The sequence below is a fragment of the Aeromonas sp. ANP5 genome (assembly GCF_963870295.1).
Taxonomy (GTDB): Bacteria; Pseudomonadota; Gammaproteobacteria; order Enterobacterales; family Aeromonadaceae; genus Aeromonas; species Aeromonas veronii.
This window is the reverse complement of sequence record NZ_CAWMRY010000025.1, coordinates 65819-77965: the sequence shown is the minus strand read 5'-3', so window position 1 is coordinate 77965 and position 12147 is coordinate 65819. Positions and strand designations below refer to the sequence as shown.

Annotated in this window: 9 protein-coding genes; all 9 read left to right on the top strand. The window is 51.8% G+C overall.

All coding sequences use genetic code 11. The features are described from left to right. Positions 1 to 925 (top strand): DUF2974 domain-containing protein (locus AACT07_RS14795; RefSeq protein WP_069528551.1); only part of this gene is annotated, 925 nt, incomplete at its 5' end. A 77-nt stretch (positions 926 to 1002) separates the two neighbouring features. Next, entirely contained in the window at positions 1003 to 1701 is a 699-nt protein-coding gene (locus AACT07_RS14790) for an ankyrin repeat domain-containing protein (protein WP_069528549.1), read from the top strand. A gap of 82 nt (positions 1702 to 1783) precedes the next feature. After that, positions 1784 to 2485 (top strand): ankyrin repeat domain-containing protein, encoded by a 702-nt coding sequence (locus AACT07_RS14785; protein WP_069528540.1) that lies wholly within the window; start codon positions 1784 to 1786, stop codon positions 2483 to 2485. 22 nt (positions 2486 to 2507) lie between these two features. Continuing rightward, complete coding sequence (locus AACT07_RS14780) at positions 2508 to 3269, top strand: ankyrin repeat domain-containing protein (RefSeq protein ID WP_253182266.1); 762 nt, start codon at positions 2508 to 2510, stop codon at positions 3267 to 3269. Positions 3270 to 3495: 226 nt separating this feature from the next. Next, on the top strand, positions 3496 to 4392 hold the full coding sequence (locus tag AACT07_RS14775) for a hypothetical protein (RefSeq protein WP_139123937.1): 897 nt from the start codon (positions 3496 to 3498) through the stop codon (positions 4390 to 4392). 3 nt (positions 4393 to 4395) lie between these two features. Beyond that, the gene (locus AACT07_RS14770; protein ID WP_083249986.1) at positions 4396 to 5313 is read left to right on the top strand and encodes a DUF4123 domain-containing protein; all 918 of its coding nucleotides are present in this window, start codon (positions 4396 to 4398) and stop codon (positions 5311 to 5313) included. Between the two features lie 1356 nt (positions 5314 to 6669). Next, entirely contained in the window at positions 6670 to 10167 is a 3498-nt protein-coding gene (locus AACT07_RS14765) for an RHS repeat-associated core domain-containing protein (protein WP_069528542.1), read from the top strand. 11 nt (positions 10168 to 10178) lie between these two features. Then, positions 10179 to 10616, top strand: a complete 438-nt coding sequence (locus tag AACT07_RS14760) for an SMI1/KNR4 family protein (RefSeq protein ID WP_017781845.1) — start codon at positions 10179 to 10181, stop codon at positions 10614 to 10616. A 224-nt stretch (positions 10617 to 10840) separates the two neighbouring features. Continuing rightward, complete coding sequence (locus tag AACT07_RS14755; protein ID WP_069566708.1) at positions 10841 to 12130, top strand: RHS repeat-associated core domain-containing protein; 1290 nt, start codon at positions 10841 to 10843, stop codon at positions 12128 to 12130. The last annotated feature ends 17 nt before the right edge of the window (positions 12131 to 12147 follow it).

The window sequence follows — 12147 nt, the reverse complement described above, 5'->3', positions numbered from 1 at the left end:
TAAGCTGCGCTATCAGGCGCGTAAACAATTATCCGAGCGCGCCGCCAAGGTACCGGGATTGGCAGATGCCGGTAAACGTCTGGGCTTTAACAATGACAGTATCCTGCGTGCTGAGGCTGCGCAGTATGTCTATGCCGTGGATGAATTTAATCGCGGTGCGCGAACAGATTTGCCTGCGGCACCCGTTGGACTAGAGCTTATTGATACCAAGAAAATACCTGGCCTGGAAAAAGCGGAATTTACGAATAAAACGACAGGATTTGGTGCCGCCCTGTTCAAATCCTCCATCAATAACGAGACCATGCTCACCTATCGGGGCACCAACAATGCTGTCACTGGTCGATTGGACTGGATGACCAATGCTGCCCAAGGAATAGGCTCGGAAACCAAGCAATATAATCAGGCAATGTATCTGGCTCGGCAGGTCAAACGGACTGTTGCTTCACCTTCATCCCCGTTGGTTGCAGTGGGACATTCATTAGGGGGAGGGTTGGCCTCTGCGGGGGTTGGTGCTACCGGTTTGCCCGGTTATACCTTTAACGCCGCCGGATTACATGCCAATACGGTCAGTCGCAAGGGTGGCCTACCGCTGGATAAAATAGGTGAGTTAATTACAACCCAGGCAGTGGACGGCGAGGTGCTTACCATGGTGCAAGGGGTGGGGAAACTGGCAGTGCCCACCCTATTTGCTGGGATTGGTGGTGCGGTTGGGGGGACGAGTGGAGCGGCGATTGGTGGTGCCTTGGGGGGCATGCTGCTGGCAGGGGGAGCGCTACCTTCTGCAGCTGGCAAGATGTTACCCTTGCCCTCGCAAGGGGGAAACCCCGTCGCTCGCCACGGTATGGATCAAGTCATCGCCGGTATTGAAGCGCAGAAGAGTGAGGATATTGGCACCATTACCAGTAAGCTGGGAGGAGTAAAATGATATGGTTAGCTCGTTTGAAGGTGCTCTGCGTAGGGGTACTGGGTTTGTTATCGGCATGCCAGGTAGGAGGAAAAAGTATGCAGGCCAGTGAGTTTTTTCCCGCCCCGGTAGTGAAAGTGCTGGAAGCCATCCAACGTGGTGATGAAGCCGCAGCCCGTCGTCAGATTGAGCAAGGGGTCAATCTCAATATCCAGGGAGAAGAAGGGTTAACACCACTACTCTGGTTAGTTTATGAGACTAAGGATTACAGGGCTGTAAAACTTGCTCTTAAAGTAGGTGCCGACCCCAACTATAAGAATGGATTTGGTGAAAATATTGTGAGCTCTGTTGCTGGCTCCAAATATCCTGAACTGCTAGAGGTTGCATTGGATGCAGGCGGAGATCCTAATTCGTTGGGGGAGAACGGTGTCCCCGCAATATTTAATGCCATCGGAGAGGCACGCTGGGCTGATATCAAGTTATTGGTTGAACGTGGTGCAGATCTTAACCTGACCGATGGTCCAGGTAGTAATAGCGCATTGTATGGCGCCTATATCAATCAATATGAAGTTGTTTACTGGCTGTTACAGCACGGAGCTGATTATCGGATGAGAGACAGCGGGGGCTCTGATTTGGCTTTCTCGGTAGAAGATAGCTTGTCACTGATGGACAAGTCATCTCCTCAGTATCCCTGGGCGCTTAAGGTGAAACAGTTCTTGGTAGATAAAGGTATTAAATTCCCCCCGTTGACACCTGCCGAAGTACGTGAACGCTGGGCCAAGGGTGAGAAGGTCTAACTTGAGGCCGAGATACTGTCTGATGAGTTTCTGGGGCGCCATACTGAGCATATTATTTACGTGTCAGGTAGGAGGGAAAAGTATGCAAGCCGGTGAGTTTTTCCCTACCCCAGTAGTGAAAGTTCTGGAAGCCATCCAGCGTGGCGATGAAATGACGGCGCGCCGGTTGATTGCACAAGGAGTAGAACTCAATATTAGAGATATAGAGGCTCCGGAAGCAACGCCATTGCTTTGGTTGATCAACACTAAAGATGAAAAAGCTATTCAGCTGGCGTTGAAACTGGGGGCCGATCCTAATTTCAAATTTGGTACAGGGGGAAATTGTGTTGCTATGGTCGCCGGCTCTAAATACCCCAACTTACTAAGAATGATGCTGGATGCCGGTGGCGACCCTAACTCACTCAATGGTGATCATGAACCTGCCATCTTCAATGCTATCGGTGAAGCACGTTGGGCCGATATCAAGTTATTGGTGGAACGTGGTGCAGATCTTAACCTGACTGATGGTCCTGGTAGCAATAGCACCCTATATGGTGCATCGATCAATCAATATGAAGTTGTATATTGGTTGCTGCAACATGGCGCAGATTATCAACTGAGATCTGCAACGGGAGCTGATTTAGCTTATCGAGTTGAGCACAGTCTATCACAGATGGATAAGTCCTCTCCTCAGTATCCTTGGGCACTAAAGGTAAAACAGTTCTTGGTAGATAAAGGTATTAAATTTCCCCCACTGACGCCAGCTGAAGTACGCGAACGCTGGGCCAATGGTGAGAAGGTCTAACTTGAGGCCGAAATACTACCTGATGAATTTCTGGGGTATCGTACTGAGCATGTTATTTGCGTGCCAAGTGGGAGGGAAAAGTCTGCAGGCCAGTGAATTTTTCCCTGCCCCAGTGGTTAGTGTGCTGGATGCTATTCTGCGTGGCGATGAAACGACGGCTCGGCGGTTAATTGCACAAGGAGTTGATCTCAATATTAGAGATACAGAGCCACCGGGAGCAACCCCATTGCTTTGGTTGATCAACACTAAAGATGAAAAAGCCATTCAGCTGGCGTTGAAATTGGGTGCAGACCCCAATTTCAAATTTGGTACTGGGGGAAATTGTGTCGCTATGGTCGCGGGCTCTCAATATCCTAACTTACTAAGAATAATGTTGGATGCTGGGGGTGACCCTAATTCACTTAATGGTGATAATGAACCCGCTCTATTTAATGCTGTCGGAATGGAACGTTGGGCTGATATTAAGTTATTGGTGGAGCGTGGTGCCGATATTAACTTGACCGATGGACCTGGTCGTAATAGTGCGCTATATGGTGCATATATTGATAAGTATGAAGTAGTCTATTGGTTGTTACAAAATGGTGCCGATTATAATGTGAGGGACAGCGGGGGTTCTGATTTAGCTCTCTCGGTAGAAGATAGCTTGTCACTGATGGATAAGTCCTCTCCTCAGTATCCTTGGGCGCTCAAGGTAAAGCAGTTCTTGATAGATAAAGGTATTAAATTCCCTCCATTGACGCCTGCTGAAGTCCGTGAACGCTGGGCCCGAGGAGAGAAGATATAGTGATGTGAGGCCAATGGGGCAGGAAAGACTGCCCTATAACCTCGACATTGAAGGTAATGTTTTTTGTGACTTTACCGACGCCCCCCATTATCATTACCGCCCTTCTCATTACTAATCAATTTATCATATTCAAACATGATAAAAACTGCCAATTAACTTAACAGTTAGACAAGTGGTGCTAATGTCTTTACCTATATTCGATATAGTCCGAAATGAGACTGCTAATGTGTATGCCATTATTGACCTCAGCAGGCTCGAAGGTGGCATCACTTATTGGAAGTCCCTGTATCGACAATGCCAGGGAAAGTGGCGGCTATTGCCCAATGACTATGGTGTGCAGTGCTATCCGGTTACTGAATTACTATTGCTTTCTATAAAAGAAGGTTCAGCAACAGAAAGTCTGTTGTTGTGGCTATTATCCCATCAACACTACCCTGATACGGGCGTTGTGTTGTTTACGGCTGCAGACGAAATAGACGGCATGCAGCAAGCGTGTTTACTTCGCCATACTTGTTTTTATCCCGATGGGCGGCATGTCTTTTTCCCTTTTCATGAACCAGCTACGCTAAAAACTTGGCTGACAATGACCGATGTGTCAACGAGGCAGCAGTTTGAATTTCCTTTTATGGGTATATATATTCCCGAGGTGGTCGATACATGCTATTCAAACTCACAGTTTGAGTGTATCAGCACATCAGTCTCGCCCAGAAATATATCGTCACAAGTATATGAGAACAGGTTAAGTGCCGACGCTTATCGCGTGCTGACCAATCAGGCGCGTTACCAAAATTTGATCAAAGCGTTATTCGTCAGAGCCAGCGAATACTATCCATTTTTACTGGATATCACATGGCTGGAGCAGCGTTTCATAAGCGGTATTCTCTTGGCAAGTGAGTTGTATCCTGCTGCATCGGAGGATGAGTGGGAGTCCTGGTCAGCACACCGCTGGATAATAGGTTCGGATTATTATCGCCACCCTCAGTTTATTAAATTGGTTTCTCACTATTCGTTATCGATGGCCATTAAAAAATTCAAGATGGATGCTGAGCTGGTCAGTGATTCACGAGCCCATTTCCATCGACGTGAATGGATGTTTGGCCTGGCTGACGACAAAGGAGCGTAAGACGTGAAGGCAAACAAGGTGATGATATCTGGCAAGTATCGGGATGATGAGTGGCAGCAGTTGCTTGATGGGCAAGGTTTGTTCATGTTTGCCGAAGCGGCCATCAACGAGGCTGTGCCTGGCCTGGCAGAAAAATGGGGCGGCAGCCTTGAGCAGACCAGGCTGTATTGGGGAGAGACGGGAAAGCTGCATAGCACTATCTCCCCCTATCTCATCCCCGTTCATCGACAGAATTGGCCAGAGCTCCAGCGCCTTGTCATCCATCAACCAGGCTGGGGCCTGCTGCTCCAACTCGACTGGTTCATGCTGGCCTATACGCCGCTACAACAGTTGCAAGCATTGCTTGCACATCTGCGCCAGTGGTCCTGGATAACAACCCCTGAAAATGAAACTGCCATATTGCGGCTCAGTGACTGGCAGGTGGTCAAGCCCCTCTTAACGGTAAGCTCTCCAGCTGAGGCTACAGCGCTGTTTGGTCCCGTTGCCACCATCATCGATATGTCGCCGGATGGCGGTTGTGAGTATCTCCAGCTCATTGAACGGGTAGAACATGACCTTGCAGGGCATGCACCGCAACAGTTATCACCCGCACAGTGGACTGCCTTGAACTCGCTGTCAGATAGCGTTGCGCACGATGAGTATATCGAGCATATCCAGGCGCATCATCCGGTGGTTAAGGGGTGGCAACCAGAGCAATTGTTCTCTTTCATCAAGGAGGGTGAGCGAGAGGCACTCTCCCATGGATTCAAAAACCAGCAGGATGTTATTCGCTTCCTGAGTTTAAAGCTGGAAATGCCAGTGGGCTTTATGGCGCTTCCCTGGGCAAAAAAAATAATGGCTGAACCGGCTGAATTAATTGGGCAACAAAGCCGCATGGATAGGCTATTTGAGCAGGCCCTTCACGCATTGGATAAGGGATAGGTTGAGGGACTCATGAGTAAAAATAAAACAGCAAGTCTGATGTCCAGCGATGAAGCTGCCAAACAGAATTTTTCGACAGATAACATCATCTCTGGTGGTTGCGTAAAATGTGGCTGCGAAGTCACCATTCATTATCACTATGATGATGGTAAACCCGTTCCTAATGCGCCATTTGTCCTGACCGACAGTAATGGCACTGTTATTAAAGGCAAAACCGATAGCAAGGGATTATGCCGAATTTATGATATGGGCTGCGAAACCTTTGAGTTGTTACTTGACGAAGGTAGCGATGATTTCAAACCCCAAGAAACTGTCCAAAATAACCCGGTATTTCAATCCAACGCCGCTTATGCTGCGTTGGCTGGTGAATACTTCACGTTATTTCTCATTCTGCGTCAGCAAGGATTAATTGAGTATGACGCCTCTGACAGTGATGCAGATGAGGTGGATGTCGATAACGTCGGCATGCTCGGTGGAATTTTCAATAGTATCCCGGATAAGTACAACCAGGCTTACAAGCGCTTTTGGGCACTGGACAAAAAAATTAACAAAGGCAGCCGCGAGCTCAAAGTGGCGGTCAACAAGATACACCATAGTCTTGCCGCTGAATTGGGTGACAAGGCCAGTAACAATGAAGCGGTGCTCCTAGTATGCGAAGTGTTGCTCGGATTTGTGCCAGTGGTTGGTCAGGTCATCGACCTCTACTCTATTGGTGAGTGGGGTTATGACACTTACAAAACACCGGCCAAGCTGGGTGATAATCTGCATGTGGCCGACGGCGTCTTGAACCTGATTGGAGTAATACCTGGCTTTGGGGATGCCATCAAAATCAGTGGACGAGCCATTATCAGGGCATTGGGGGATGTGAAAGAAATCCAGAAGGCGATACGAATTATTCGTAGTCTTTCCAATGGCAATCTGATTAAAGGATTGATGGATCTGCGTGCCGAGATAGCGACATATGGTCAACAAGCCAAAGCTATTTTGCAGCAGGTTATTGCAGCATTGAAAAAAATGCTGATAGACCCGGCCAGCAACCGCTGGCTAATTGCCATGATGAAGGAGCAAATCACCGGAATTATCCATGCCCTGGAAAATCTCTCGGCAAAGTTTGACGCATCACTTGCTTATATCGCTGCGAAATTTAACGAATTTATTGGCAAGGTGGTGACTCGCGTGACGAGCTCGCCTAAAAGCAAACTGGTCGATGCGCCACCCAATAGCGTCAACGCCGGTCGCAACACAGGTGATAGGCATGCTGATAAACCAAACGCCGACACAACCCAAACCGGGCAGGCAGATGGTAATAACTGTGCCGTGTCAAAAAATACACAATGCGCTAGTGACCCAGTCGATATGGCCACCGGTTTCGTGTTTGAACAGCGCGAAGATTGGCGCCTGGCCAGCTTGTTGCCAGTCGGATTGGCCCGTTACTACCGCTCGGGTGGGCAACGTCGTCCGGGTATTCTGGGGACTCTCTGGCGCACAGAATGGGACATGTCGCTGGAGCTGAAGGAGGGCATGGTCATCTTCACCGATGGCGAGTTCAACCAGGCCTTCTTTACCCTGCCTGACGAAGGTGAGTGGGCACACAGCCCCTCCAACCCCGAGTGGCGGTTGACCCGCTTCGAAGGTCTGCTGCAACTGCACCATCTGGATGGTCGTCGTTATGGCTTCGAGCATGCCCGTGGCCCCCACCTTTATCTCACATCCATGAGTGATGCCAGTGGCAACCTGGTACGTTGGGTGTGGGAGCGGGGCCGCCTGGTGCGCGTCTTGTTGGCCGATGGTCGCCATATTCGGGTCAGCCATCAGGGGCGCAATGTCTCTGCGCTTACCCTGGTGGTGTCGGAGTTTGACCCACCTCGCGAGCTTTCTCGTTATGAATATGACGACAACGGCGCCTTGCTGCGGGTCAGGGCGGGTGCCGGGCACAGCTTTGATTACCAATACTCACCGCAAGGGTGGCTCACCCGTTGGAGTGATCTGGCCCAAACCTGGGCCGAACACGACTATGACTCGCAAGGCCGTTGTCTGGCCAACCGCTGTGCAGGCGGCTATTGGAAAGATCATTTCAGTTATGATGATGCCAATCTCACCAGCTATTACCACAGCGCTTTTGGTGGCGTCACCGCCTATGTGCGCGATGAGCGCAACAATATCCTGCTGCGCCGTGAGCCGGATGGCGGCGAAACCCGCTTTGAATGGGTGAACAATCAGTTGGCGGCACTGGTCAACCCCCTGGGCCAACGCACCGAGTTTGAACGCAACGCGTGGGGTCAAGTGACGTGCGTGACCTTACCCGATGGCAGTGCCCACCGTTATGGCTACGATGACGCGGGCAGGCTGCTGGCCTATATCGACCCGCTCGGTCAGCCTTGGCAATACAGCTATAACCCTCAGGGGCTCGTTGAGGCGGTGACCAACCCGCTGGGTCAGTGCTGGCGTCATGAGTATACCCCTCAGGGCTTGCTGGCCGCGGTGACCGACCCGATCGGTCAGCGTAGCCAGTGGCATTATGGGGAGCAAGGCTTGCCGGTTCGTTACGAGCCAGCTAACAGTGCCCCTTGGCGGTTTGTCTATGACCAGCAAGACCGTCTGGTCGCCCGTTATCAGGAGGGTGAACAAGGTGCTCTGGTACGTCGCTGGGAATATCGTCACCACGCCCGGCAACCCAGCAAGGTCATCTATGAAGATGGTACCGAGAGTCGCTTCGATTACGACATCGAAGGCAATCTGGTTCGGCTGACTGATGCGCTGGGCCATCACCACCAACTGACCTATGGCGCCTTTGACAACCTTCAGAGCGTAACCGACCCGCTGGGTGCCACTACCCGCTATCACTACAACGCCGAGAGCGATTTTGCCGGTGTCACCAACAGTCAGGGGCATCACTGGCGCTATGAGTTTGATGCCTGCGGCCGGGTCACAACGGAAGTGCACTATGACGGACGTCGTTATGATTACCGTTACGATGTGGCGGGGCAGTTAATACTGCGCCGGGCACCGGATAATCGCGAGTTGCACTATCACTATGATGTGTTGGGGCGACTGGCTCGAATTGAAGCCTGGCGAGCCCAGGGCGAGCATAGTGACCCGACGGCGAGGACAAAAGAGAGTGAAACCCACTTTGCCCATGATGCCGCCGGTCGTCTGCTGCGGGCCAGCAACGCCGATGCGGTGGTGGAATACGAGTGGGATGCACTGGGCCGGGTGGTCTGCGAGCGCGTCAATGGCGAGACGATAGAGAGCCATTATGGCGAGGCGGGCCAGCGTGAGGCCATCACCGGCTTGCTGGCGCCGCTGGGGTTGGTTTGGCAGCAAGGGCGACTGACCCAGCTCACCGTGGGCAGCCGCCAGCCCCTGCAGTTTGCCCACGACCGTCAAGGGCGTGAGCAGATGCGCCAGAGCGAGGCCGGGTTTGCCCTCAATCAAGGGTGGAGCGCCACCGGGCTCTTGCTCTCTCAATCCCTGGTGCCGGCGAGTGGCGCTGTGCCCGACACCCTGTCGCGTCACTACCAGTATGATGCTCTCGACCGCTTGGTTGGGGTCAACGATAGCCACTGGGGCGAACAGGGCTGGAAACTCAATGGCAACGGTCAGGTGGTGGCCGAGCGCAGCAAGCGCGGCCACGAGCGTCAGGCTCGGCTATTTGGTTATGACAGCGAGCTGAACCTCTGCGAGTTCTCCCATATTCTGCCAAGCGATGGGCAACCGCTGTCCAGCCAGCAGGCGCAGGCCGAGCCCCTGCGCCGTTATGACGCAGCGGGCCGGGTCAGCCAGATAGGCCCCAATCAGTACCGCTACGACAAGTGCGGACGGCTCAGTGAGAAGGTGGTATCACGCCCCGGTTTCCGGCCCCAGACCACCCAATTTGAGTGGGATGGCTTTGACCGCCTGCAGCGGGTCATTTTGCCCGATGGTAGCCGCTGGCGTTATCGCTACGACCCCTTTGGTCGGCGTATCGGCAAGGAGCGGGAGGGTCAGGTGAGCCAACTCATCGCGATAACCCGCGTCCACTATCGCTGGGACGGTGACCAGTTGGTGCAGCAACAAAGCTACCGGGCCGATGGCAACACCGCCCGTCAGGTGCAGTGGGTTTATGAGCCAGGCAGTTTCAGACCACTGGCCCAGTGGGAAGCTGGTGAGCAGGGCGAGCGTCTGCACTACATCGTGACGGACGTGGCGGGCACCGCTCGCGAGCTGTGCAGCGAAGCCGGTGACATTATCTGGCGTGGTGAACAGCGGCTGTGGGGCAACTATCGCGCAGATGCCATCCCGCAACCGCTCAGGCGCTTCCTTGGGGATGCAGCCAACGACGAAACCTACTGTGAGTTGCGCTATCAGGGGCAGATTTATGACCAGGAGACGGGGCTTTACTACAACCGACACCGTTACTTTGATCCTGAGTTGGGGCAATATATCTCGCCAGACCCGATAGGTTTTGCGGGAGGGCTGAGGCCACAGGGATATGTGCATAATCCGCTGGAGTGGGTGGATCCACTGGGGTTGAGTGGGTGTCCTGGTGTTACAAAGGAAACCGGGTACGGTCCGAATGACCCTCCAGTGAGGATCGAAGGAGACTGGTCTGTTAACGATATGAAGGCTGCCTTGTTGGGTCATCCACCTAAAGGTTTAGGTAAGCCGGATTTGCATCATGCAGATCAAATGCCGGGCTCAGGTATTCACGAGATAGTTCCAGAGTTACATCGTGGCAACAAGTCTTTGCATCCCAATAAGTTCAACCAAGGGGTAACTCCTGAAATGAGAGATGCTGATAGAAAACTACATTGGTGGTATCGCGCTCGAGAACAAGGGGCGGACGATATATTACCAGATTGGATTTATGATTAATGGGAGAAACTATGGATTTTGCAGCTTTTAAACAATTGGTAGAGAACGTAAAAGATGACCACCCTATTTGGTTTGGAATGGAGTCGGATGACATCCCCAATGAAGCAGCTATAGCTGAAGCTGAAGGAAAGCTTGGTGCCAAACTTCCTGCCGACTATAAAGATTTCATCTTCGAGTATGGTGGAGGATATTTTGCGCTTGCAAATGTGTTTTCTTTAGGAAAACAAAGTGACTGGAATTTGATTGACCTCAATTATAAGTACGATGCAATTCGCAATGGCCATATTTTAGTTTCCGAAAACGGTTTGGGAGACTTTTATGGCTTTAAGGTTGTGAACGGTGTTTGTGAGCCCAAAATATATTTCTATGATCACGAGATAGAAGCATGGCAAGAATCACCACACAATAACCTCTTTAATTATTTGAAAAGGTTTGCTCTCTCCAACTAATCAGCAAGGAGAGCACGGTTCACATCTCGTATGTTGGTGTTGAACGAAGTGAAGCCCAACGTTTACCTGGAAAGCTAAATTCGGTTGTTGCTTTTCTATTGTTACGATTCCTACTGTATTTTAGAAACTACTCTAGTTATCACCTTACACCGGCATAGTGCCGGTGTTTTTTTACAAGCAACCGGTATGAGTGAGGTCAGAAACTCAATGGCAACGGCCAGGTGGTGGCAGAGCGCAGCAAGCGCGGCCACGAGCGTCAGGCCCGGCTGTTTGGCTATGACAACGAGCTGAACCTCTGCGAGCTCTCCCATATTCTGTCAAGCGATGGGCAACCGCTGTCCAGCCAGCAGGCGCAGGCCGAGCCCCTGCGCCGTTATGACGCAGCGGGCAGGGTCAGCCAGATAGGCCCCAATCAATACCGCTACGACAAGTGCGGTCGGCTCAGTGAGAAGGTGGTATCACGCCCCGGTTTCCGGCCCCAGACCACCCAATTTGAGTGGGATGGCTTTGACCGCCTGCAACGGGTCATTTTGCCCGATGGTAGCCGCTGGCGTTATCGCTACGACCCCTTTGGTCGGCGTATCGGCAAGGAGCGGGAGGGTCAGGTGAGCCAACTCACCGCGATAACCCGCGTCCACTATCGCTGGGACGGTGACCAGCTGGTGCAGCAACAAAGCTACCGGGCCGACGGCAACGCCGCCCGTCAGGTGCAGTGGGTTTATGAGCCAGGCAGTTTCAGACCACTGGCCCAGTGGGAAGCTGGTGAGCAGGACGAGCGTCTGCACTATATCGTGACGGACGTGGCGGGCACCGCCCGCGAGCTGTGCAGCGAAGCTGGTGACATTATCTGGCGCGGTGAACAGCGGTTGTGGGGCAACCATCGAACCGATGTTATCCCACAACCGCTCAGACGCTTCCTTGGGGATGCAACCAACGAAGAGACCTACTGCGAGCTGCGCTATCAGGGGCAGATTTATGACCAGGAGACGGGGCTTTACTACAACCGGCACCGTTACTTTGACCCTGAGTTGGGAAAATATATCTCGCCAAACCCGATAGGTTTTGCGGGAGGGCTTAGGCCACAGGGATATGTGCATAACCCGCTAGAATGGGTAGACCCTCTAGGGCTATCTAAGTATTCGGGGGTGGATTTCGCAGGTACTGATGCACTTTATCAGGGAGGGACTAACGTAGTTAAAATACAGATGACGGGTGGGAGATATGGTGACTTTAAAGCTGCAAATGATATTGCGGGATATAAAGGCGCTTCAGGTAATGCAACTGGCAAGTCTAATCCGGACGGGTATACTTGGCATCACTTAGATGATTACGATCCTGCTACCAATACATCTACCATGCAACTTGTTAAGACAGAGGCCCACGAAGCATCATTCCCCTACTCAGGTTCTGTAAGCCAGTTTGAGAAAGAACACGGTGTGAAATATGAGTCGAAAGAAGCAAAAGGTGTTGCTAAAGGACTTAATGAAAAACAATCCAAAAAATCATGTGGTTGATATTTTACGGAGATAGT

Bases quoted from the DNA above. Each gene is read 5' to 3' on its own strand.
- AACT07_RS14785 (WP_069528540.1), top strand. From the start codon at position 1,784: ATGCAAGCCGGTGAGTTTTTCCCTACCCCAGTAGTGAAAGTTCTGGAA.
- AACT07_RS14790 (WP_069528549.1), top strand. From the start codon at position 1,003: ATGCAGGCCAGTGAGTTTTTTCCCGCCCCGGTAGTGAAAGTGCTGGAA.
- AACT07_RS14765 (WP_069528542.1), top strand. From the start codon at position 6,670: ATGGCCACCGGTTTCGTGTTTGAACAGCGCGAAGATTGGCGCCTGGCC.
- AACT07_RS14780 (WP_253182266.1), top strand. From the start codon at position 2,508: ATGAATTTCTGGGGTATCGTACTGAGCATGTTATTTGCGTGCCAAGTG.
- AACT07_RS14760 (WP_017781845.1), top strand. From the start codon at position 10,179: ATGGATTTTGCAGCTTTTAAACAATTGGTAGAGAACGTAAAAGATGAC.